The 23,229-nt window shown below is 71.3% G+C and carries 21 protein-coding genes and 1 riboswitch; of the genes, 16 read left to right on the forward strand and 5 right to left on the reverse strand.

Annotation, left to right across the window (positions count from 1 at the left end; translation table 11 throughout):
• The first annotated feature begins 94 nt into the window (after positions 1-94).
• Complete coding sequence (locus tag N7925_RS27515; RefSeq protein ID WP_265602099.1) at positions 95-1,348, forward strand: L,D-transpeptidase; 1,254 nt, start codon at positions 95-97, stop codon at positions 1,346-1,348.
• Between the two features lie 59 nt (positions 1,349-1,407).
• Here the strand turns inward: N7925_RS27515 and N7925_RS27520 are convergent, their stop codons facing one another.
• A complete protein-coding gene (locus tag N7925_RS27520) occupies positions 1,408-1,809 on the reverse strand; it encodes a hypothetical protein (RefSeq protein ID WP_265602100.1) in 402 nt (133 codons plus the stop codon).
• Positions 1,810-2,008: 199 nt separating this feature from the next.
• Here N7925_RS27520 and ctaE point away from each other — a divergent pair, with 199 nt between their 5' ends.
• The 6 genes from ctaE to N7925_RS27550 all read left to right on the forward strand — a co-directional run bounded on the left by ctaE (position 2,009) and on the right by N7925_RS27550 (position 9,167).
• Positions 2,009-2,629 carry an aa3-type cytochrome oxidase subunit III gene (gene ctaE, locus N7925_RS27525; protein ID WP_265602101.1) on the forward strand — a complete coding sequence of 207 codons (621 nt, stop codon included), beginning with the start codon at positions 2,009-2,011 and terminating at the stop codon, positions 2,627-2,629.
• Positions 2,630-2,684: 55 nt separating this feature from the next.
• Entirely contained in the window at positions 2,685-3,494 is an 810-nt protein-coding gene (gene qcrC / locus N7925_RS27530; protein ID WP_265602102.1) for a cytochrome bc1 complex diheme cytochrome c subunit, read from the forward strand.
• Positions 3,491-4,543: a cytochrome bc1 complex Rieske iron-sulfur subunit gene (qcrA, locus tag N7925_RS27535; RefSeq protein ID WP_274345488.1), complete on the forward strand. Its 1,053-nt coding sequence runs from the start codon at positions 3,491-3,493 to the stop codon at positions 4,541-4,543. Before qcrC ends, qcrA begins: the two co-directional genes overlap by 4 nt.
• A complete protein-coding gene (qcrB, locus tag N7925_RS27540; protein ID WP_265602103.1) occupies positions 4,540-6,189 on the forward strand; it encodes a cytochrome bc1 complex cytochrome b subunit in 1,650 nt (549 codons plus the stop codon). The genes qcrA and qcrB overlap by 4 nt, the downstream gene beginning before the upstream one ends.
• A gap of 123 nt (positions 6,190-6,312) precedes the next feature.
• Entirely contained in the window at positions 6,313-7,377 is a 1,065-nt protein-coding gene (gene trpD / locus N7925_RS27545) for an anthranilate phosphoribosyltransferase (protein WP_265602104.1), read from the forward strand.
• Between the two features lie 106 nt (positions 7,378-7,483).
• Positions 7,484-7,601: riboswitch (SAM riboswitch) on the forward strand.
• Positions 7,602-7,778: 177 nt separating this feature from the next.
• Positions 7,779-9,167: an aminotransferase class V-fold PLP-dependent enzyme gene (locus N7925_RS27550; RefSeq protein WP_265602105.1), complete on the forward strand. Its 1,389-nt coding sequence runs from the start codon at positions 7,779-7,781 to the stop codon at positions 9,165-9,167.
• Positions 9,168-9,229: 62 nt separating this feature from the next.
• On the opposite strand, the gene N7925_RS27555 is transcribed toward N7925_RS27550, so the two are convergent.
• The gene (locus N7925_RS27555) at positions 9,230-9,511 is read right to left on the reverse strand and encodes an Lrp/AsnC family transcriptional regulator (RefSeq protein WP_003969641.1); all 282 of its coding nucleotides are present in this window, start codon (positions 9,509-9,511) and stop codon (positions 9,230-9,232) included.
• Positions 9,508-10,257 carry a rhomboid family intramembrane serine protease gene (locus N7925_RS27560; protein ID WP_265602106.1) on the reverse strand — a complete coding sequence of 250 codons (750 nt, stop codon included), beginning with the start codon at positions 10,255-10,257 and terminating at the stop codon, positions 9,508-9,510. Before N7925_RS27560 ends, N7925_RS27555 begins: the two co-directional genes overlap by 4 nt.
• 193 nt (positions 10,258-10,450) lie before the next feature.
• Here N7925_RS27560 and N7925_RS27565 point away from each other — a divergent pair, with 193 nt between their 5' ends.
• From N7925_RS27565 to N7925_RS27585, 5 genes are all read left to right on the forward strand, one after another.
• Positions 10,451-10,693, forward strand: a complete 243-nt coding sequence (locus N7925_RS27565; RefSeq protein ID WP_003969643.1) for a hypothetical protein — start codon at positions 10,451-10,453, stop codon at positions 10,691-10,693.
• Between the two features lie 39 nt (positions 10,694-10,732).
• Entirely contained in the window at positions 10,733-12,094 is a 1,362-nt protein-coding gene (locus N7925_RS27570; protein ID WP_265602107.1) for an NYN domain-containing protein, read from the forward strand.
• Between the two features lie 292 nt (positions 12,095-12,386).
• Positions 12,387-13,412, forward strand: coding sequence for a C40 family peptidase (locus N7925_RS27575; protein ID WP_265602108.1), 1,026 nt, complete (start codon positions 12,387-12,389; stop codon positions 13,410-13,412).
• 254 nt (positions 13,413-13,666) lie between these two features.
• Positions 13,667-14,695, forward strand: coding sequence for a C40 family peptidase (locus tag N7925_RS27580; protein ID WP_265602109.1), 1,029 nt, complete (start codon positions 13,667-13,669; stop codon positions 14,693-14,695).
• 34 nt (positions 14,696-14,729) lie between these two features.
• Positions 14,730-15,986 (forward strand): hypothetical protein, encoded by a 1,257-nt coding sequence (locus N7925_RS27585; protein WP_274345489.1) that lies wholly within the window; start codon positions 14,730-14,732, stop codon positions 15,984-15,986.
• Here the strand turns inward: N7925_RS27585 and N7925_RS27590 are convergent.
• Positions 15,962-17,209: a glycosyltransferase family 87 protein gene (locus tag N7925_RS27590; RefSeq protein ID WP_274346567.1), complete on the reverse strand. Its 1,248-nt coding sequence runs from the start codon at positions 17,207-17,209 to the stop codon at positions 15,962-15,964. The genes N7925_RS27585 and N7925_RS27590 overlap by 25 nt on opposite strands.
• A gap of 124 nt (positions 17,210-17,333) precedes the next feature.
• Between N7925_RS27590 and N7925_RS27595 the strand changes: the two genes are divergently transcribed.
• Positions 17,334-18,476 carry a glycosyltransferase family 4 protein gene (locus N7925_RS27595; protein WP_265602111.1) on the forward strand — a complete coding sequence of 381 codons (1,143 nt, stop codon included), beginning with the start codon at positions 17,334-17,336 and terminating at the stop codon, positions 18,474-18,476.
• Between the two features lie 87 nt (positions 18,477-18,563).
• Here N7925_RS27595 and N7925_RS27600 read toward each other — a convergent pair whose 3' ends face one another.
• Positions 18,564-20,360, reverse strand: a complete 1,797-nt coding sequence (locus tag N7925_RS27600) for an AMP-dependent synthetase/ligase (protein WP_265602112.1) — start codon at positions 20,358-20,360, stop codon at positions 18,564-18,566.
• Between the two features lie 277 nt (positions 20,361-20,637).
• On the opposite strand from N7925_RS27600, the gene N7925_RS27605 reads away from it, so the two are divergent.
• From N7925_RS27605 to N7925_RS27615, 3 genes are all read left to right on the forward strand, one after another.
• Positions 20,638-21,444 (forward strand): metallophosphoesterase family protein, encoded by an 807-nt coding sequence (locus N7925_RS27605; RefSeq protein ID WP_265602113.1) that lies wholly within the window; start codon positions 20,638-20,640, stop codon positions 21,442-21,444.
• Between the two features lie 109 nt (positions 21,445-21,553).
• On the forward strand, positions 21,554-22,003 hold the full coding sequence (locus tag N7925_RS27610; protein ID WP_018957439.1) for an SRPBCC family protein: 450 nt from the start codon (positions 21,554-21,556) through the stop codon (positions 22,001-22,003).
• A gap of 5 nt (positions 22,004-22,008) precedes the next feature.
• On the forward strand, positions 22,009-23,196 hold the full coding sequence (locus tag N7925_RS27615) for an ArsA family ATPase (protein ID WP_265602114.1): 1,188 nt from the start codon (positions 22,009-22,011) through the stop codon (positions 23,194-23,196).
• Positions 23,197-23,229: the final 33 nt, after the last annotated feature.

The raw sequence follows: 23,229 nt of genomic DNA on the forward strand, positions 1-23,229 counted from the left end.
GAAGGGCCCGCATCGCCGACAGCGACGCGGGCCCTTCGCTCGTTTGCAGTCACTGAACGCGCTGGAACGGATGAATCTTCTTAGCGTGGACGGCATGAACCACACGCCGCGCATCCGCACCGTAGTGAGCTGCACCCTGCTGGTCGTGACCCTCGCCGCGGGTGCGACCGCCTGTGGCTCGCCCGACGGCCACCCGCTCTCCACGAAGCCTTACGACGCGGGCGACCAGGTCTCCTTCAACGGCCCCTCCGACAAGGAGAAGGCCGACCCCGACAAGCCCCTGGAAGTCACCGTCAAGGGCGACGACGGGCGCATCACCGACGTCAGCGCCGTGGACACCGGCGGCCGCCACCTCGCGGGAGAGCTCTCCGCCGACGGGAGGCGCTGGCGCTCCACCGCTCCGCTCGCGGCCGGCACCGGATACACCGTCAGGGTCGCCACGGAGAACGGCGACGGCGCCCCAGGCGTCCGTACGCTCTCCTTCGACACCTCCTCGCCCAAGAAGTTGCTGAAGGTCGCCTTCGGCCCGGAGGCGGGCACCTACGGCGTCGGACAGCCCATCACGGCGGAACTGAGCGCTCCGATCACCGACAAGGCGGCCAGGGCCACCGTCGAGCGCGCCCTGAAGGTCCGCTCCACCCCGGCGGTCACCGGCTCCTGGTACTGGGTCGACGACAAGAAGCTCCACTACCGCCCGAAGGAATACTGGCCCGCGAACGCCACCATCGAGGTCCGCTCCAACCTGGCGGGCATCAAGGTGACCAACGCGCTCTACGGAGCCGAGGCCAAGCCCCTGAAGCTCACCACCGGCGACCGGATCGAGGCCATCACCGACGCCGCGGACCACACCCTGACGGTGCTCCGCAACGGAGAAGTGATCAATACCATTCCGGTCACCACCGGCAAGCCCGGCTTCTCCACCCGCAACGGGGTCAAGGTGGTGCTCGCCAAGGAGCAGTTCGTCCGTATGCGCGGCGAGAGCATCGGCATCGCCGCCGGCTCCTCGGAGTCGTACGACCTGCCGGTCTACTGGGCCACCCGGGTGACCTGGAGCGGCGAGTACGTCCACGCCGCCCCCTGGTCCACCGGCTCCCAGGGCAACGCCAACGTCAGCCACGGCTGCACCGGCATGAGCACCGGCAACGCCGAATGGTTCTTCGAGACCGTGCGCGAGGGCGACATCGTCAAGGTCGTCGGCAGCGAGGGCGAGGACATGGACCCGTTCGGCAACGGGTTCGGCGACTGGAACCTCTCCTGGGAGAAGTGGCAGAAGGGCAGTGCCCTCCACGAGGGGGCGCCGGACAGCCCGGGAACGCTCCAGGCCGCCCGGCTGCGTCCCCACGTCTGACCCCGGCGCCAGGAGTGCCTCGCGGCGCGGAACGCCTCTCAGCGGGCCACAGGGGCCCCTCAGGCCTCCACGGCGAGCCGGCGGCGCAGCAGCGCCGCCAGCGCGTCGGCGAACTCCACCGGGTCCACCGGGAGCGTCACGGCGGCCTCGGCCCGGCTCCAGGTGGCCAGCCACGCGTCCTGCGGGCGGCCGATCAGCAGGAGCACCGGAGGACAGCGGAAGATCTCGTCCTTGATCTGGCGGCAGACGCCCATCCCGCCGATGGGGGCCGTCTCCCCGTCGAGCACGCAGACGTCGACGCCGCCGTCGTCCAGCGCCTTGAGGACGGCCGGGAGTGTCGCGCACTCCAGGAACTCCACCGGTGGGACGTCCGCGGCAGGCCTGCGACCGGCTGCCAGCCTCACCTGCTCGCGGATGTTGGCGTCGTCGCTGTAGACCAGGACCGTGGCGGTCGCCTGCATTGTTCCTCCGTGACATCGACGTCGTCGGGGCTCTCGGGGCATGAACCGATGCGCGGATCGTACTCCGCCCGACCGGCCGTCAGCACCGGTAATGACGACCTTCCGATGGGCCGTTCGGCGCAGGGTGCGACCCCTGCAGACGGTACGGACACACCGAACGGCACCCCCCGGGGTGAGGGCGGGATAAGCGACCGACATAATGTCGGTCGTGGCGACAGCAACGACAGTAGAAACCGGGCACGCGCACCCGTCGGTCAATCGGCCGAACCTCACCAGCGTCGGAACCATCATCTGGTTGAGTTCCGAGCTGATGTTCTTCGCGGCCCTCTTCGCGATGTACTTCACCCTGCGATCGGTGATGGGACCCGATTACTGGAAGGAGATGTCCGATCATCTGAACTTCCCGTTCTCGGCGACGAACACCACGATCCTGGTGCTCTCCTCACTCACCTGCCAGCTCGGCGTTTTCGCAGCCGAGCGGGGCGATGTGAAGAAGCTCCGCACCTGGTTCATCGTGACGTTCGTGATGGGCGCGGTCTTCATCGGCGGCCAGGTCCTGGAGTACGTGGAACTGGTCAAGCACGCGGGGCTCTCCCTCTCGTCAGACCCGTACGGATCGGTGTTCTACCTGACCACCGGCTTCCACGGCCTGCACGTGGCGGGCGGCCTCATCGCCTTCCTGCTGGTTCTCGGCAGAACGTACGCGGCCAAGAGGTTCACCCACGACCAGGCCACCGCGGCCATCGTCGTGTCCTATTACTGGCACTTCGTCGATGTCGTATGGATCGGCCTGTTCGCAACGATCTACATGATCAAGTAACCGGGCTCGCACCCGCCCACCATCGACGCAGAAGATCCTGACACCGGGGTAATCCGTGAAAAAGCTCTCCGCACGACGACGCCATCCGCTGGCGGCGGTCGTCGTACTACTCCTCGCGCTGGCGGCTACCGGGGGGCTGTACGCCGCGTTCGCGCCTGCGGGCAAGGCGCAGGCCGATGAAACCGCCCAGTCCCTCGCCATCGAAGAGGGCAAGAAGCTCTACTCCGTAGGCTGCGCCAGCTGCCACGGAACCGGCGGTCAGGGCACCACCGACGGGCCGTCCCTCGTGGGCGTGGGCTCCGCCGCCGTCGACTTCCAGGTCGGTACCGGCCGTATGCCCGCGCAGCAGCCGGGCGCCCAGGTACCGAAGAAGAAGGTCATCTACACCCAGGCGGAGATCGACCAGCTCGCGGCGTACGTCGCGTCGCTCGGCGCCGGTCCGATCACGCCGACCGACAAGCAGGTCGACCCCGCGGGCGCGGACATCGCCAACGGTGGCGAACTGTTCCGCACCAACTGCGCCCAGTGCCACAACTTCACCGGTAAGGGCGGAGCCCTGACGGAGGGCAAGTACGCCCCCGACCTCGAAGGCGTGAGCCCGAAGCACATCTACGAGGCCATGCAGACCGGCCCGCAGAGCATGCCCTCCTTCCCCGACACGACGATGCCGGAGCAGGAGAAGAAGGACATCATCGCGTACATCGAGACCGTGAACGGTGACGAGACAGAGAGCCCCGGCGGCCTGGCCCTCGGCGGTCTCGGTCCGGTCAGCGAAGGTCTGTTCGCGTGGATCTTCGGACTCGGCGCGCTCGTCGCAGTCGCCGTTTGGGTCGCGGCCCACACCGCTAAGGCCAAGAAGTCATGAGTAGCCAACAGATTCCAGAAGACAACCTGCCCGTGGTGCAGGAGACCGCGCACGGCGCGGTGGAGCGTCACGACGACCCGTTCGCCGACCCGGGACTGCCGGCCCACCAGCCGCGCATCCAGGACCTCGACGAACGCGCCGCCAACCGCTCGGAACGCGCCGTCGCGTTCATGTTCACCCTCTCGATGCTGGCGACGGTGGGCTTCATCGCCTCCTACGTCATCTTCCCGGTGGACAAGATCGTCTACATCTGGCCCTTCGGCCATGTGAGCGCGCTCAACTTCTCCCTGGGGCTCACCCTGGGTGCGGCGCTCTTCTTCATCGGCGCGGGAGCCGTCCACTGGGCGCGCACCCTGATGTCCGACGTCGAGGTGGCCGCCGACCGCCACCCGATCGAGGCACCGCCCGAGGTCAAGGCGCAGGTCCTGGCCGACTTCAGGGCCGGCGCCGAGGAGTCCGCGATCGGCCGTCGCAAGCTGATCCGCAACACCATGTTCGGTGCGCTGGCCCTGGTGCCGCTCTCCGGTGTGGTCCTGCTGCGCGACCTCGGTCCGCTGCCGGAGAAGAAGCTCCGCACCACTCTGTGGGCCGAGGGCAAGCAGCTCATCAACATGAACACGATGAAGCCGCTGCGCCCCGAGCACATCACCGTCGGGTCGCTGGCCTTCGCCATGCCCGAGGGGCTCGACCCGGAGTCGCACGACTTCCAGACGCAGATGGGCAAGGCGGCCCTGATGATCGTCCGCATCGAGCCGGACGACATCAAGGACAAGCGCCAGCGTGACTGGGCCCACGAGGGCATCGTCGCGTTCTCCAAGATCTGCACCCACGTCGGCTGCCCGATCAGCCTGTACGAGCAGCAGACGCATCACGTGCTCTGCCCGTGCCACCAGTCCACCTTCGACCTCTCCGACGGCGCTCGCGTCATCTTCGGTCCGGCCGGCCACCCCCTTCCGCAGCTGCGGATCGGTGTCAACAGCGAGGGCAACCTCGAGGCGCTCGGCGACTTCGACGAGCCCGTCGGTGCTGCCTTCTGGGAGCGCGGATGAGTACTCCGACCAAGAACCCCTCCGCCGCCGGACCGGCGAGCGGGCGCAAGGCTCCGGCCGGCGAGCGGGTGGCCGACTGGGCGGACGGCCGGCTGGGCATCTACGGCCTCGCCAAGGCCAACATGCGCAAGATCTTCCCGGACCACTGGTCCTTCATGCTCGGTGAGGTCGCGCTCTACAGCTTCATCATCATCATCCTCACGGGTGTGTATCTGACGCTGTTCTTCCAGCCGAGCATGGGCGAGATCGTCTACCACGGTCCGTACGAGCCCATGCAGGGCATCCGGATGTCCGAGGCCTACGCCTCGACCCTGAAGATCAGCTTCGAGGTCCGCGGCGGTCTGCTCGTCCGGCAGATCCACCACTGGGCCGCGCTGATCTTCCTGGCCGCGATGTTCGTGCACATGATGCGCGTCTTCTTCACGGGCGCGTTCCGCAAGCCGCGCGAGATCAACTGGCTCTTCGGCTTCCTGCTGTTCGTGCTCGGCATGTTCACCGGGTTCACCGGCTACTCCCTCCCGGACGACCTGCTCTCCGGTACGGGTGTCCGCTTCACCCAGGGCGCGATCCTGTCCGTGCCGATCGTCGGCACGTACATCTCGATGTTCCTGTTCGGCGGCGAGTTCCCCGGCCACGACTTCGTGGCCCGGTTCTACTCGATCCACATCCTCCTGCTGCCGGGCATCATGCTCGGCCTGCTGGTGGCGCACCTGATCCTGGTCTTCTACCACAAGCACACGCAGTTCGCGGGTCCCGGCCGGACCAACAAGAACGTCGTCGGCATGCCGCTGCTGCCCGTGTACATGGCGAAGGCCGGAGGGTTCTTCTTCCTCGTCTTCGGCGTCATCGCGGCCATCTCCGCCATCGCCACGATCAACCCGATCTGGGCCCTCGGTCCGTACCGGGTCGACCAGGTCTCCACCGGCGCCCAGCCCGACTGGTACATGGGCTTCGCCGAGGGACTGGTCCGTGTGATGCCGGGCTGGGAGATCAACCTGTGGGGTCACACGCTCGCCCTGGGCGTGTTCATCCCGCTGGTCGGCTTCGGCGTGGTCCTCACCGCGATCGCGGTGTACCCGTTCATCGAGTCCTGGGTCACCGGCGACAAGCGCGAGCACCACATCCTGGACCGTCCGCGCAACGCCCCGACCCGTACGGGCTTCGGCGTCGCCTGGATCACGGCGTACTTCATCGGCCTCGTCGGCGGTGGAAACGACCTGTGGGCCACGCACTTCCACCTGTCGATCAACGCCATCACCTGGTTCGTCCGGATCTTCTTCTTCGTCGGACCGGTCATCGCGTTCATCGTCACCAAGCGGATCTGCCTCGGCCTCCAGCGCCGCGACCGGGAGAAGGTGCTGCACGGTCGCGAGACCGGCATCATCAAGCGCCTGCCGCACGGTGAGTTCGTCGAGATCCACGAGCCGCTCAGCCCCGGGCAGCTGCACACGCTCACGGCGCACGAGCAGTACCAGCCGCTCGACCTCGGCCCCGCGGTCGACGAGAACGGCGTCAAGCGCAAGATCTCCCCGGTGCAGAAGCTGCGCGCCAAGCTCAGCAAGGGTTACTTCGCCGACGGGAACCAGATCCCCAAGGCGACCCCCGAGGAGTACAAGGAGATCAGCGAGGGCCACGGCCACCACTGATCACCTGAACTGATCGCCACCGCGAGAGCCCCGTCCATTCGATGGACGGGGCTCTTCGCGGTCCACCCGGCTGGATAGGGTGGAGCCATCTTTCCTGACCGGCTGTGGACCCTGGAGCGGACCATGAACGTTGTGACCCCGAACGGCGGCGACAGCGTGGCGGACCGTTCCTGGCCCGGCCTCCTGAACCCCCTCCTGCGCGGCGAGAACCTCAGCTCCGAGGAGACCGCCTGGGCCATGGACCGCATCATGAGCGGCGAGGCCACCGACGCGCAGATCGCCGGGTTCGCCGTCGCGCTGCGGGCCAAGGGCGAGACCGTCGACGAGGTCACCGGACTGGTCCGCGCGATGTACGCCCACGCCAACACCATCCACGTGCCGGGCCGTACCGTCGACATCGTCGGCACCGGCGGCGACCTCGCCAGGACGGTCAACATCTCGACCATGTCCGCGATCGTCATCGCCGGCACCGGCGCCAAGGTCGTCAAGCACGGCAACCGGGCCGCCTCCTCCGCCAGCGGCTCCTCCGACGTACTGGAGAAGCTCGGCGTCAACCTGGAGCTGACCCCGCGGCGGGTCGTCGAGGTCGCCGAAGCGGCGGGCATCACCTTCTGCTTCGCCGTGAAGTTCCACCCCGCCCTGCGGTACGCCGCCAAGGCCCGCAAGGAACTCGGCGCGCAGACCACGTTCAACATCCTGGGCCCCCTCACCAACCCGGCCCAGGTCCGTGCCCAGGCGGTCGGCGTCGCCGACGCCCGGATGGCGCCCATCGTCGCGGGCGTGCTGGCCGACCGGGGCAACTCGGCGCTGGTCTTCCGCGGTGACGACGGCCTCGACGAGCTGACCACCACCGCCACCTCCCGGGTCTGGGTGGTGCGCGACGGCGCGGTCCGCGAGGAGCCCTTCGACCCGCGCGACGTCGGGCTGCCCATCGTCCCCGTCGAGGCGCTGCGCGGCGCCGACGCCTCGTACAACGCCGATGTGGCCCGCCGGCTGCTGGACGGCGAGGCCGGCGCGGTACGCGAGGCGGTGCTGCTCAACTCGGCGGCGGCCCTGGTCGCCCTGGACCCGGGCCCCGGCACGCTGACCGAGCAGCTCGCGGCGAAGATCCTCGTCGCGGCCGAGGCCATCGACTCCGGGGCCGCCAAGCGGGCCCTGGAGCGCTGGGTGGCGGCCAGCAACGCCTGAACGCGCGACGGAGCCGCCCGCGGCCCGCACGGTGTGACACAGGGCGCAGTCCGGATGCCGGACTGCGCCCTTGCGCGTGTGCACACGTATGGCAAGATGCTGCGCAGGTCATGAGTGACAGCGACTACGGCCCCGGCCCGCTGTCCGGCAACCCTCCGTCCGTGGCGGGGTGCCCCGGGTGAAGACCAGGCCGCAGGCAGCGAGGTCTGCGGCAAGCGCGGGCCCCTCGGCATCCAGCGGATGCCAGCCCCCGGGGTCCTGGTCCCTAGGGAGTCTTCTGTGAGCAAGCGAATGCGCTAGGGCTGACCGCCCTCCTTCCGCGCACCCTTTTCTCTTCCCCTCCCTGCGCTGCCGCGTACTGCCGGCGCATGGATTTCGCCTGCCTGTTACGGGAGTTCGCCATGTCTGTCCCCACCGCTGCCCTCGACTCGTCGGTTTGTGCCCCACTGCCCGTTCTGGGGCAGAACGTCACGGTCCCGCTCGTCACCGGCGGTGAGGTCACCTACGCCGCGCTCGACTACGCCGCCAGCGCCCCGGCCCTCCAGCGGGTCTGGGACGACGTCGCCGCGTACGCCCCGTACTACGGCAGCGTCCACCGCGGCGCCGGCTACCTCTCGCAGCTCTCCACCGACCTCTTCGAGAACAGCCGCCGCACGGTCGCGGAGTTCCTCGGCTGCCGCGCGGAGGACCAGGTGGTCTTCACCCGCTCCACGACCGACTCCCTCAACCTGCTGGCCGCCGCGATCCCCGCCGGCTGCCAGGTCTTCGTCTACGAGACCGAGCACCACGCGTCCCTGCTGCCCTGGCGCGACGCCCAGGTCACCTACCTCGACGCACCCCGCACCCCGGCCCAGGCCGTCGAGACCCTGGAGCGCGCGCTCGCCGACCGCGACCCCTACGGCCCCGCCCTCGTCTGCGTCACCGGCGCGTCCAACGTGACCGGCGAGCTGTGGCCGGTGCGGGAACTGGCCGCCGCCGCCCACGCGCACGGCGCCCGGATCGTCCTGGACGCCGCGCAGCTCGCCCCGCACCACCCCGTGGACATCGCCGAACTGGACGTCGACTGGGTCGCGTTCTCCGGCCACAAGCTGTACGCGCCCTTCGGCTCCGGTGTCCTGGCCGGCCGCGCCGACTGGCTCCAGGCCGCCGAGCCGTACCTCGCCGGCGGCGGCGCGTCCCGCAAGGTCGCCCGGCGCGCCGACGGCGGCGTGGACGTCGACTGGCACACCACGGCCGCCCGCCACGAGGCCGGTTCGCCGAACGTCATCGGCGTCTACTCCATCGCCTCCGCCTGCAAGGCCCTGACCGAGGCCGGCTTCGAGGGCCTGGTCGCCCGGGAGCAGGAGCTGGTGGGCCGGGTCCGCGAGGGGCTCGCCGAGGTGCCCGAGGTGCGGGTGCTCTCGCTGTTCGGCGACGACGCCCCCCGGGTCGGCGTCATCTCCTTCGTGGTGCGCGGCTGGAACAGCTCGCACTTCGCCGCCGCCCTCTCCGCCGAGTACGGCATCGGCGTGCGCGACGGCCTCTTCTGCGCCCACCCGCTGGTGCGCACCCTGCTCGGCAGCGACCCGCAGGACCCGGGCGAGTGCGGCGCGCCGGAGGCCGAGCCGGGCGAGCGATCCCTCAACGCGATCCGCGTCAGCTTCGGCGCCGGTACGCCCGACGAGCACATCGAGCGGTTCCTTCGCGCGGTCTCCGAGCTGGTCCGTGAGGGCGCCCGGTGGAACTACCGCACCGAGGACGGCCGCTGCGTCCCGGACCGCGGCGAAGCCGCCCAGGTCTACACGTCCTGATGAAACACCTCGGCCGGGGACAGGAGCACCGCCCGTCCCCGGCCCGAGCCGAACGAGAGGCCCTACGCGTCGAGGCCGATGGCGAAGGCCGCTTCCAGGTCGTGCTGGGAGTACGTACGGAACGCCACGTGGGTGTCGGTGCCCTCGACGCCCGGGATCTTGCTGATCCGGCCGGGGATGACATCGGCGAGGTCGTCGTGCCTGGCGACCCGGACCATGGCGATCAGGTCGTAGGTGCCGGTGACGGAGAAGACCTCGCTGACACTGTCCAGCGCGGCGATGGCCTCGGCGATCTCCGGAATCCGGTCCACGCTGGTCTTGATGAGCACGATCGCGGTGATCACGGCTGGCTGTCTCCCTCGGTGGCTGGAACCTTCACTCTAGCTCTCCGCCCATAACTCACCCAGGCGCACAGGAATCCGGCCGCGAAGCCCGCCACATGCGCCAGGTACGCCACCCCGGGACCGCTGCCCGCGCCCTGCGCGGCCGCCCACTGGAGCCCGAACCAGAAGACCAGCACCATCCAGGCGGGGAAGCGCAGCGGCAGGAAGAAGAGGAACGGGAACAGGCTGGTCACCCGGGTCCTGGGGAACAGGTGGAGGAACGCGCCGAGCACCGCGGAGATCGCCCCCGACGCCCCCACCAGCGTCTGCCCGGAGTCCGCGTGCGCCGCCGCGTAGCAGACCAGCGCGACATAGCCGCAGCCCACGTAGAACAGGGCGAACCGCACCCGGCCCATGCGCTCCTCGGCCATCGCGCCGAACACGTACAGGAACAGCAGGTTCCCCAGCAGGTGCAGCCAGCTGCCGTGCACGAACAGCGCGGTGAACGGTGTGATCAGCGCATGCGCGGACCCCTGCCACAGCTCGGCGGGGATCACTCCCCACCGCTCGAAGTACCCGGCCTGCGCGGCGAGCAGCGCATCCTCGCTCCCGTAGGCGGCGCCGCCGAACCCGGAGAGCGGGCTGATCAGGAAGATCACCCCGCAGACGGCGATCAGTCCGTACGTGACCGGAGCGCCGCTCGACGCCGCCGCGTCCCGGATCCTCCCCGCCGTGGTCCGCCGGTCGGCCTGCCGCCCATCGATCATGTACAGAGCATGACGTACCGGTGGAGAACCGGACGGAGCGCCTCGCCGTGCCGATGCCTATACGCAAGGCCGTAGGGTTACGCCAGGACTTCCGCAGTTCGACGGCGCACCGCGAGTTCCTTGACGTAGACAGGTGGAGACGCGGCGGCGCGCCCGGCGCGGGCTTCTGGCGACGACGAAAGAGGACCCAACGATGACGACGGTTCCCCTGCCGACCGACTCGACCCGCTGGCGCTGCACGCTGTGCGGCAATCTCACGCGCTTCGACGTGACCCGCTCCTCCAAGGTCGTGGAGTACGTGCACCTCGACCTGGCCGGTGAGTCGAGTGTCGAGGAGCGGGAGGTCGTCAGTGAGACCATCGAGTCGGTCCGCTGTCGTTGGTGCAACGCGGTGGACCAGATCGAACTGGTGGACAGGCCGGGTGCCGCTTCCTGAGGGAGCGCACCCTTCGACATATCTATGGGGTGACGGACGGTGGATCAGCCGACCAGCGGCGCCGGACCGGCCGATGAGGCCGACGGCGGTGCGGAGGTGCTCGGCCGTCCGCTGCCCGAGGGTGTGCGACGGCGGGTGATCGCGCTGGTCTCGGACGCCTTCGGTGGCCTGACCGTCTCCGAACTGCCCGCCCAGCTACGACAGTACGCCCGGTTCACCCCGACCCGGCGGGCGAAGTTCGCGGGGAACGCGATGGCCGCCGCCCTCGAGAGCGACGCCCTCTTCCGGCAGCGCATCGGAGAGCGGCTCGGCCAGTCCCAGCCCGAGCTGACCGGCGCGCTGGAGGCGGGTTCGCCGCCCGCCGCCGCCGATCCCCTCGATGTGGCCGCGGCCGCCTACGTGCTGCGCCCGGTCGGCTGGGTCAAGCTGGTCGAATCGGCCGGCGAGGAGGTCCAGCGCGCCGACGCGGAACGGGCCGACGAGGAGACCCGGCGCGAACTGGAGCACCTGCGCGAGGAGCTGGAGCGGGCCCGCGCCCACACCCGCGCCGAGACCGAGCGGCTGCGCACCGAGCTGGAGGCGGCCCGCAAGGAGGCCGAGTCGCTGCACCGCAAGCTGCGCAGCGCGCTGAGCGAGGTGAAGCGCGGCGAGGCCGCCCTGCGCCGCGGCGCCGCCGAGGCCGACACCGCACGTGCCGATTCGGCCGCCCAGCTCTCCGCCGCGGAGAGCGAGTCGCGCCGGCTCAAGGGGCGGCTGGGGGAGGCCGAGGCGGCCCTGGAGGCCAGCCGCCGGGCCGCGCGTGAGGGCCGCTCGGTGGAGGACATGCGGCTGCGGCTGCTCCTGGACACCGTGCTGGACGCGGCCTCGGGGCTGCGGCGGGAGCTGGCGCTTCCCCCGGCGACGACACGTCCCGCCGACACCGTGGACGCGGTGGAGCCCGGCCGGATGTCACCCAAGGACATTGCGGCCAGGGCCCTTTCGGAGACCGATCCGGCGCTGCTGGACCAGCTGCTGGCGCTGCCACAGGCCCACCTCATCGTGGACGGCTACAACGTCACCAAGACCGGCTATCCCCAGATGCCGCTGGAGAAGCAGCGGTTGCGGCTGCTGGGCGGGCTCTCGGTGCTCGCGGCGCAGACCGGCGCCGAGATGACCTGCGTCTTCGACGGGGCCGAACTGGCCGCCCCGGTGCTGCTGGCCCCGCCCCGGGGCGTACGGGTGCTGTTCAGCAAGGCCGGGGTCACGGCGGACGAGCTGATCCGCCAACTGGCCCGCGCGGAACCGCCGGGGCGGCCCGTGGTGGTCGTCTCCACCGACCGGGAGGTGGCGGACGGCGTGGCCAAGGCCGGTGCGCGACCGGTCGCGTCCGTCTTGCTCCTCAAGCGCCTTTCGCGCGTCTAGCGGGATATGCGCGACATGTGTGGCATGCCGTATTTCTGGGAACGTACCGTCAAGTCGCCGCTACACGCGGTGGAGTGAGAGTAAAGAAGTGCCCGGTGTGACGAGAAAAATCCTGTGAGGATTTGAACTGATCACAAGATGGTCACTAGGGTCAGGCCTCGAACCTTCGCACGGTTGATCACCCATCGGGGGTGACGGCGAAGGAACCGCCGAGTCCGTCATGTGCACGGAGCCGGGGAATCTTTCCCCCACAGCCCGGTAGGCGGCTCTGAGGAAGAAGGAGCTCGCCTTCGTGGCGTCCCACCGTCGTCCCAAGCAGCCGAGCCGCACCCGCGTGACCGTGCTCACCGCGACCGCCGCCGCGGCCGTGGCCCTGACCTCCCAGGCCGCCCACGCCGACCCCAAGCCGAGCAAGAGCGAAGTCAAGGCGAAGGTCGACGATCTCTACCACGAGGCCGAGGCGGCCACCGAGAAGTACAACGGGGCCAAGGAGCAGCAGGACAACCTGAAGAAGGAAGTCGACGCGCTCCAGGACAAGGTCGCCCGCGGCCAGGCCGAGCTCAACACGCTGCGCACCGAACTCGGTTCGATCGCCACCGCGCAGTACCGCTCCGGTGGCATCGACCCCTCCGTGGCCCTCTTCCTCGCCTCGGACCCGGACAGCTTCCTCGACCAGGCCTCCGCGCTCGACCAGCTGACGGTCAAGCAGACGGAGTCGCTGCAGAAGATCCAGTCCAAGCAGCGCACCCTCGCCCAGCAGCGCAAGGAAGCCCAGGACAAGCTCGGCGACCTCGCCGACGTCCGCAAGGCGCTCGGCGAGAACAAGAAGAAGTACCAGGGCAAACTGGCCGACGCCCAGCAGCTGCTCAACACGCTGACCCAGGCCGAACGCGCCAAGATCAAGAAGGACGAGCAGCGCGCCAGCCGCGCCGCCGGAGACCGGGTCGAACTCGGCAACGAGTCCCCCGCGTCCGGCCGTGGAGCCGCCGCCCTGGCCGCCGCCGCCACGCAGATCGGCAAGCCGTACGTCTCCGGCGGCTCGGGCCCCAACTCGTACGACTGCTCCGGGCTGACCCAGTGGGCCTTCGCCCAGGCCGGCGTCTCCATCACCCGGACCACGTTCACCCAGCACAACGACGGCACGAAGATCGGCCGCAGCCAGCTCAAGCCGGGCGACCTGGTCTTCTTCAACAACCTGGCGCACGTCGGCTTCTACGCCGGCAACAACCAGATCCTGCACGCCCCGAAGCCGGGCACCAACGTCCGCTACGAGTCGATGGACTACATGGGCACCTTCCAGTTCGGCGTCCGCATCTGACGTCACGGCATGCCCGCGGCACGCCCGAACGAGGGAATTGCCGGGCACCACACTGACGCCCCGCCCCGCCGGAGACCAAGGTCACCGGCGGGGCGGGGGCGTCTGCCCCCTCTGTCGCCATCGGCGCGGTCTTTTGCCGGTGCGTAGTCGCCCGATTACTGTCTGGCTGCCGCGCAGCTCCCGGTCTCCGTCCGCCCGTCCCGGGCGGCAGGGGCTGCGCACTACCGCGTCAGCGGAAGGGAGTGCGGCTACCTGTGGTGTCCCATCGCCGTTCCACACAGTCCGGCTTCACCAGAGGCGTCCGGACCACGGTCATCTCGGCGGCCGCCGCCACCGCGGCCGCGACGCTGACCGGGGCCCCGGCGAGCGCCGACCCGCAGGACACCCGGGAGAGTGCCAAGGCCGCCGTCGACCGCCTCTACGGTGAGGCCGAGCAGGCCACCGAGCGCTACAACGAGGCCGGGGAGCGCGTGGACCGGTTGCGCGGCGAGGCGGACCGCGCCCAGGACGCCACGGCCCGGAGCCAGGAGCGGGTCAACCGGATGCGCGACGCGCTCGGCGCGATGGCGGGCGCGCAGTACCGCGCCGGCTCCATCGACCCGGCGCTCGCCCTGCTGCTCTCCGCCGACCCGGACACCTACCTGGAGCGGGCCGCCGCCCTCGACCGGGCCGGCGCCCGCCAGGCGATGACCCTGGACAAGCTGCGGCACGCGCAGCGGAAGCTCGCCCAGACCCGTGCGGAGACCACCCGCGCCCTGACCGAGCTGGAGCGCAACCGGGCCGCCGTCACCCGCCACAAGCGCGCCGTCGAGTCCAAGCTCCGCGAGGCCCGCCGGCTGCTGGACTCGCTGCCGCCGGAGGAACGCGCCGACTTCGAACGGGCCTCGCGCTCCGGCCGCGAGGGGCTGCCCGACCTCTCCGGCGTCGCCCCCGGTTCGGGCCGCGCGATGTCCGCCGTGGCCGCCGCCCACCAGGCGCTCGGCAGACCCTACGTCTGGGGCGCCAACGGGCCCTCCGGATTCGACTGTTCCGGCCTGATGCAGTGGGCCTACGCCCAGGCGGGGGTGAGCCTGCCCCGCACCTCCCAGGCCCAGCGCTACGCGGGCCGCATGGTGCCCCTCTCCCAGGCGCTCCCCGGTGACCTGGTCGCCTACCGCGCGGACGCCAGCCACATCGGCATGTACGTCGGCAACGGCCAGGTCATCCACGCCCCCTACCCGGGCGCCCCGGTCCGCTACGACCCGGTCGGCATGATGCCCGTCTCCTCGGTGACCCGGATCTGACCGTAGGACCGGATCTGACCGTACGATCGGCAGGGTGGCCGTACGAGGACGTGACGCGCGAGGGGGACGCCCCCGGGGACGACGGCGGGTGGCGGGCCCGCTGCTCGCCGTGCTCCTGACCGCGTCCGCCTGCACGGCCACCGCCGAGCCGGACTCCTCCCTCACCACCGGCGCCCTCGACGCCACCCTGGAACGCCGCGCGGCGGCCGTCCTCGCCCGCGACCCGGCGGGGTACGTCGAGGGCCTCGCGCCGGACGCCGCGAAGCTGCGGGCCGCCCAGCGCACCGAGCTGGACCGGCTCGCCGACGTGCCCCTGAAGTCCTGGGCCTACGACGTCAAGGACATCACCGAGCAGGACGGGCAGTGGGCCACCGCCGACGTGGAGCTGCGCTACCGCATCGACGGGTACGACACCGCCCCGGTCGCCACCCGCCGCGTCCTGGAGCTGATGCGCGACGGCGAGCGCTGGTACATCACCGCCGACCGGCCCGCCAAGGGCGCCTCCGGGCAGCTGTGGCAGCAGGGGGACGTCGAGGTCGTCGAGGGCGCCCACAGCATCGTCCTGGGCGTCGGCCAGTCCGAGAACGAGCTGCGCCAGGTCGCCGACACCGTGGACCTCGCCGTACCGGCCGTCTCGGACGCCTGGCCGCGCCCCTGGACCCGCCGGGTGGTCGTCCTCGTCCCGGACTCCGTCGAGGACATGGCGGGGCTCCTGGGCTCGCCGGAGTCCAGCTACCGGGGCATCGCCGCCGTCACCACCGGCGAGGTCGGCGGGACCGGCGAGCGCCCGGCCATCGCCGACCGGGTGATCGTCAACCCGCAGGCGTACGCCACCCTGGGCAGTTTCGGGCAGCGGATCGTCCTGACCCATGAGACGACCCACGTCGCCACCCGGACCAGCACCTCCACGGCCACCCCGGTCTGGCTCTCCGAGGGCTTCGCCGACTGGACCGCCTACCGGGGCGAGGACCGCGCCGCCGACACCATCGCCCCCGAGCTGGCCGACGCAGTCCGCAGCGGCCGGACCCCCGCCGGACTCCCCGCCGACCCGGACTTCGGCTTCGACGGCGACCCGGCGAAGCTCGCGGGGGCCTACGAGGGCGGCTGGCTGGCCTGCGAGCTGATCGCGGAGCGGTGGGGCAAGGAGAAGCTGATCGCCTTCTACGAGGCCGTCGGCGCGCACGACGGGCGCGAGGGGGCGGTGGAGCAGGCGCTGAACGCGGTGCTCGACACCACCCCCGAGCAGTTCACCGCCGACTGGCGCGACTACCTCGCCACCCGGCTCGGCTGACCCCCGCCCGCGGGAAGAGCACCCCGGACACGCGGTCTCCCCGGCACCGTCGACCGCCACAGCCGCCGCGCCGCGACCAGCGAGGCCGCCACCAGCAGCCCGTTCCGTACGAGAAGGAGCGCCACGCCCCACGCGTCGCTCGCCACCACATGGCCGAAGCCGACCGGGAACTCCAGCAGCGTCACCCCCGCCGCCACCAGCACCAGCACGGCCGGAAGCGTCATCGCCGCCCCCCGGAACACCAGGCACACCGCCGCCAGCCCGACCAGCCACACCACGTACTGCGGGCTGATCACCCGGCTGGTGACCGTGCACAGCAGCACCGCGGTGAACGCCGCCTCGGCCGGGGTGTGCGCGGCGAACGTCCGGGCCCGCAGCCGCCACAGCAGCAGCCAGCCCAGCGCCAGGACCCCGAGCCCCAGCGCCAGCGTCGACACCAGGCCCACATGCGGGCCGAGGAACTCCAGCGAGCCGTAGCGCAGCTCCACCCGTCCCTCCCAGCCGAAGTGCCGCGCCACGTGGAAGACCAGCGCCCCCAGCGACTCGACCTCGGTGCCCCGGTCCCGCTGGAAGGCCAGGAACGCGAACGCCCCCGGCATCCACAGCGCGAACGCCGCCGCGAGCCCCGCCGCCGTCAGCACCGCCGACGTCCACGCGGCCCGCGTCGGACGCCCTTTGCGCACCCCGACGAGCAGCAGCGCGGGCCACCCCTTCAGCAGCGCCCCGAACGCCGCCAGCACCCCGAGCGCACGGGGCCGGCGCACCCCCGCCAGCAGCGCCGCCACCGCGACCGCCGTCACCATCAGGTCGTAGCGGGCGTAGACCGTCGGACCCAGCAGCGGCACTCCCGCGATCCACACCCAGGCTCCCGCCGCCCTTATGCCCGGCCACCGCCCCGCATACAGCAGCAGCCCCAGCACCAGGGCGTCGCAGAGCAGCACCAGCACGAAGAACGCGGTCGCGTACTCCAGGAACGGCAGCAGGGCGGGGGAGAGGATCGCCAGGGCGGCCCCGGGCGGGTACTGCCAGGTGACGTCGTCCAGCGGATACGTGCCGGTCAGCAGCGTCTCGTACCAGCTCCGGTAGATCACCGACACGTCCACCGTGACGTCCGGGCCGGGCACGGTGACCACCTTGAACACGCAGGCCAGCAGCCAGGCCCGGGTCAGCGCCCACAGCACGTACGGCCACGGCCCGGCGCCGATGGGTTCCCGTCCCGTCATCGCCGTCCTCGCCGTCATCGCCGCCTCTTCGTCGCTCGTGTCCGGCCGGGTTCCCGGCGGCTCATGATGCCGCCGGCAGAGCGCGTCAGCGGTGAAGCGCGGCCGTTCGGTACTGTCGGCGACGATGGACAAGACCTTGATCGTGACCAACGACTTCCCGCCCCGCCCCGGTGGCATCCAGGCGTTCCTGCACAACATGGCGCTGCGCCTGGATCCCGACCGGGTCGTCGTCTACGCCTCCACCTGGAAGCGCGGTGAGGAGGGCGCGGCGGCCACCGCCGCCTTCGACGCCGAGCAGCCGTTCCCCGTGGTCCGCGACCGGACGACGATGCTGCTGCCGACTCCGCGCGTCACCAACCAAGCCACCGGTCTGCTGCGCGAACACGGCTGCACCTCCGTCTGGTTCGGCGCCGCCGCCCCGCTCGGCCTGATGGCCCCCGCGCTGCGCCGCGCGGGCGCCCGGCGCCTCGTCGCCACCACCCACGGCCACGAGGCCGGCTGGGCGCAACTGCCCGCCTCCCGACAGCTGCTGCGCCGGATCGGCGATGCCACGGACACGATCACCTACCTCGGTGAGTACACCCGCTCCCGGATCGCCGGGGCCCTCACCCCCGAGGCCGCCGGGCGCATGGTCCAACTGCCGCCCGGCGTCGACGAGAACACCTTCCACCCGGCGTCCGGCGGCGACCGGGTCCGGGCCCGTCTCGGGCTCTCGGACCGCCCCGTGGTCGTCTGCGTCTCCCGCCTGGTGCCCCGCAAGGGCCAGGACACGCTGATCCTCGCCATGCCCGCGATCCTCGCGCGGATCCCGGACGCGGTGCTGCTGATCGTCGGCGGCGGACCGTACGCCAAGGACCTGGAGCGGCTCGCGGCCCAGACCGGGGTCCAGGACTCGGTGCGCTTCACCGGACCGGTGCCCTGGGCCGAGCTGCCCGCGCACTACGGGGCCGGGGACGTCTTCGCGATGCCCTGCCGCACCCGGCGGCGGGGGCTCGACGTGGAGGGCCTCGGGATCGTCTACCTGGAGGCGTCCGCGACCGGGCTGCCCGTGGTGGCAGGCGACTCGGGCGGCGCCCCGGACGCGGTGCTCGACGGCGAGACCGGGTGGGTGGTGCGCGGCGGCAGCGCCGAGGAGTCGGCGGACCGGATCGTGACGCTGCTCGGCGACCCGGAGCTGCGGCAGCGGATGGGGGAGCGGGGCCGGGCCTGGGTCGAGGAGAAGTGGCGCTGGGACCTGCTGGCGGAGAAGCTCAAGACCCTGCTGTGACCACGCCGTACGACGGAGGGGCCCGCGCCTGGTCACCAGGCGCGAGCCCCTCCGTACGCGTGACACCACTCAAGGGCGGTACACCCCTCAGGAGCGGTAGATCGACTCCACCTCGTCCGCGAAGTCCTTCGCCACCACGTTCCGCTTCAGCTTCAGCGACGGCGTGATGTGGCCCGCCTCCTCGGTGAACTGGGCCGGCAGGATACGGAACCTGCGCACGGATTCGGCCTTGGAGACCGCCGCGTTCCCGTCGTCCACCGCCCGCTGCACCTCGGCCAGCAGCTCCGCGTCCTCGCGCAGCGACAGGGCCGTCGAGCCGGCCGGCTTGCCGTTCTCCTCGGCCCAGCGGCTCAGGAACTCCTCGTCCAGCGTGACCAGCGCGCCGACGAACGGACGGCCGTCGCCGACCACCATGCACTCCGCGACCAGGGCGTGCGCGCGGATGCGGTCCTCGATCACCGCGGGGGCGACGTTCTTGCCGCCCGCCGTCACGATGATCTCCTTCTTGCGGCCGGTGATCGCGAGGTAGCCGTCCTCGTCGAGCGTGCCGATGTCCCCGGTGTGGAACCAGCCGTCGGCCAGCGCCTCGGCCGAGGCCGACTCGTTGTTCCAGTAACCGGTGAACAGGTGCTCGCCGTGCAGCAGCACCTCGCCGTCGTCCGCGATCCGCACGACCGAACCGGGCAGCGGCTGGCCGACCGTGCCGATCTTCGGCCGGTCCCACGGGTTGAACGCGGTCGCCGCGCAGGTCTCCGTCAGGCCGTAGCCCTCCAGGACCGTGAAGCCGATGCCCCGGTAGAAGTGGCCGAGCCGCTCGCCCAGCGGAGCGCCGCCCGAGATCGCGTACTCGCCCCGGCCGCCGAGGACGGCGCGGAGCTTGCCGAAGACCAGCTTGTCGAAGAGCTTGTGCTTGAGCCTCAGCCCCAGCGCGGGACCCTGCGGGGTGCTCAGCGCCCGGCTGTAGGCGATCGCCGTGTCGGCCGCCCGGTCGAAGATCTTGCCCTTGCCGTCGGCCTGAGCCTTGGCGCGCGCCGCGTTGTAGACCTTCTCGAAGACCCGGGGCACGCCCAGGATCAGCGTCGGCCGGAACGAGGCCAGCTCGTCCGTGAGGTTCTTGATGTCCGGCACACAGCCGAGCTTGATCGGGGCCATCACCGAGGCCACCTCGACCAGCCGGCCGAAGACGTGCGCGGCGGGCAGGAACAACAGCACCGAGCACTCGCCCGTACGGAAGAGGGGCTTCAGCCGCTCCACCACGTTGCCGCACTCCGCGAAGAAGCTGCGGTGGGTGAGCACACAGCCCTTGGGGCGGCCCGTGGTGCCCGAGGTGTAGACGATCGTCGCCGGGTCGTCGGCCTTGGCGCTGCGCGTGCGCAGGTCCATGGTCTCCTCCGAGACCTCGGCCCCGGCCCTGCCCAGCGCGTCCACCGCGCCCGCGTCGATCTGCCAGACGTGCTCCAGCTCCGGCAGCGCGTCCCGGACGGAGGCCACGGAGGCGGCGTGCGCGTCGCTCTCCACGAGCACCGCCACCGCCCCGGAGTCACCGAGGATCCACTGCACCTGTTCGGCGGAGCTGGTCTCGTACACCGGCACGGTCACCGCGCCCGCGCTCCAGATCGCGAAGTCCAGCAGCACCCACTCGTAACGGGTGCGCGACATCAGGGCGACCCGGTCGCCGGGCTGCACGCCCGAGGCGATCAGACCTTTGGCGGCGGCTCTCACCTCGGCCAGGAACCGCGTGGCACTGACGTCCGTCCAGACGCCGGCCACCTTGCGGCTCATCACCGCGACTTCGGGATGCTGAGCGGCATTGCGGCGGATGAGATCCGTCAGGTTGCCGTCCGTCGGGACCTCGTACAGGGCCGGAAGGCTGAACTCGCGCAAGACTGCTGCTCCTCATCGGGCTCCGGTGCCACGGCTCTGTGTGACGCACCGGCTGCGGTCCAGAACTGGCGGTGCTCAGTGGGGTGAGCACGACTGGACTGCCCGGACGTTACCCACCGGTACTCGGTTCCGGATAGGGGGTTCCGGCCAGATGTCTTATGCATCACACATATAAATGGCCCTTTCGCGCACAGTAGTCCACCGCCGTCCCGACGTGGAAGTAACCGCAGGTCCGGACGGTCTACCAGCGACGGGAGCGGCACCCTAGGCTGATCCCATGCGAGGCAGCGAACCGGACAGCCGGGAACGGGCCGGGGGTTCGACCCGGATTCACGTGGTCAGCGACGTGCACGGGAACACCGAGGCGCTGGCACGCGCCGGGGACGGCGCGGACGCCCTGATCTGCCTCGGTGACCTGGTGCTCTTCCTCGACTACGCCGACCACTCGCGCGGAATCTTCCCCGACCTGTTCGGCAAGGAGAACGCCGACCGCATCGTCGCCCTGCGCACCGCCCGCCGCTACGACGAGGCCCGCGCCTTCGGCCGCGAGCTGTGGGCGGGCCGCGACCGCAACACCGAGATCCTCGGCGCGGTGCGCAAGCAGTACGCCGAACTCTTCGCCGCCTTCCCCACCCCGACGTACGCCACCTACGGCAACGTCGACGTCCCCGGCCTCTGGCCCGAGTACGCCCGCCCCGGCACCACCGTGCTCGACGGCGAACGCGTCGAGATCGGCGGCCGGGTCTTCGGCTTCGTCGGCGGCGGCCTGAAGACCCCGATGAACACCCCGTACGAGATCAGCGACGAGGAGTACGCCGCCAAGGTCGAGGCGCTCGGCCCGGTCGACGTCCTCTGCTCGCACATCCCGCCCGAGGTCCCCGAGCTGACGTACGACACCGTCGCCCGCCGCTTCGAACGCGGCAGCCGCGCCCTGCTGGAGGCGATCCGTACCACCCGCCCCCGGTACGCGCTTTTCGGCCATGTTCACCAGCCGTTGGTACGCCGGATGCGCATCGGGACCACCGAGTGCGTCAACGTCGGCCACTTCGCCTCCACCGGAACACCCTGGGCGCTGAGCTGGTGACCGCGGGCGGCCGGGGCGTGGACCGGGGCGCCCCGGGCACGCGATAGCCTGCACAGCGGCAGGCTCCTGCCGAACGCGACCGGTAACACCGCACTGGAGGGCCACGGCGATGGCTGAACACACCAGCTCGAGCATCACGATCGAGGCGGCACCGGCCGACGTCATGGGCGTGATCGCGGACTTCGCCCGCTACCCGGAGTGGACCGGCGAGGTCAAGGAGGCCGAAGTCCTCTCCACCGACGACCAGGGCCGCGCCGAGCAGGTCCGCCTCGTCCTGGACGCCGGAGCGATCAAGGACGACCACGTCCTCTCCTACACCTGGACCGGCGCGAACGAGGTCAGCTGGAGCCTCGTCAAGTCCCAGATGCTGCGCTCCCTGGACGGCACCTACGCGCTGGCCCCGCTCGGCGGCGGCGAGCGCACCGAGGTCACCTACAAGCTCGCCGTCGACGTCAAGATCCCGCTGCTCGGCATGATCAAGCGCAAGGCCGAGAAGGTCATCATCGACCGCGCCCTCGCCGGTCTGAAGAAGCGCGTCGAGTCCGCACCGGGGAACTGAGGGCCGTGCGCACGGTCCTGGTCACCGGCCCCGGCGGTGCGGGCCGCACCACCGTCGCCGCGGCCACCGCGCTCGCCGCGGCCGCGAGCGGCAGCCGCACCCTGCTGGTCTCCGCCGAGGCCGTACCCGGCTTCCCGGCCGCCCCGGAACCGACCAGGGCCGCCGACCGCCTCGACCACGCCCGCATCGACTCCGGCGAGCACTTCCGCGCCGAACTCACCGAGCTCCAGAACCGCGCCTCCGGCGTCCTGGAGCTGCTCGGCGCCGGACGGCTCGACGGCGAGGAGCTCACCGAACTCCCCGGCTCCCCGCAGCTCGCCCTGCTGCACACCCTGCGCCGGGCCGCCGAGGGCGACTGGTCCGGCTACGACACCCTCGTCGTCGACCTCCCGCCGCTCGCCGAAGCCCTGGCCCTGCTCGCCCTGCCGGAACAGCTGCGCCGCTACCTGCGCCGGCTGCTCCCCGCCGAACGCCAGGCCGCCCGCGCCCTGCGCCCGGTCCTCGCCCAGCTCGCCGGGGTCCCGATGCCCGCGCAGTGGCTGTACGAGGCCGCCGCCCGCAAGGACGCCGAGCTGGCCGCCGTCCAGGCCCTGATCGAGGACGGGGCCACCACGCTCCGCCTGGTCGCGGAGCCGGGCCCCGCCGGCGAGGACGCCCTGCGCGCCGCCCGGACCGGCCTCGCCCTGCACGGGCTCCGCGCCGACCTGCTGGTCGCCTCCCGCGTGCTGCCCCGGCACTCGCCCGACCCCTGGTTCGCCGCGCTCGCCGCCCAGCAGGAGAAGTGCCTGGACCACTGGCACCAGGACGTGGCCCCGGACCTCCCCGTGCACGAGGCGCTCCACCTGGGTCGCGACCCGCAGGGCCCGGACGACCTGGCCGCGCTGGAGATACCCGCCCCCGACGACCGGACGCCCGGCCGGGCCGGGGACCCCTGGTGGACCGAGGAGGACCCGGACGCCGAGGACGGGACCCGCACCCTCACCTGGTGCCTGCCCCTGCCCGGGGCCGCCAAGGAGAACCTGCGCCTGGTCCGCCGGGGCGACGAACTGCTCCTGACCGTCGGCCCCTTCCACCGCATCGTGCGGATCGCCTCCGCGCTGCGCCGCTGCACCGTCTCCGGCGCGGCCCTGGCCGACGGGGTGCTGCGGGTACGGTTCACGCCGGATCCGGCCCTGTGGCCGCGCACCTCCTGAACGGCCCGCGGCCATTCGGGTAACGTCGGTAGT

It is taken from the genome of Streptomyces sp. CA-278952 (assembly GCF_028747205.1).
GTDB lineage: Bacteria > Actinomycetota > Actinomycetes > Streptomycetales > Streptomycetaceae > Streptomyces.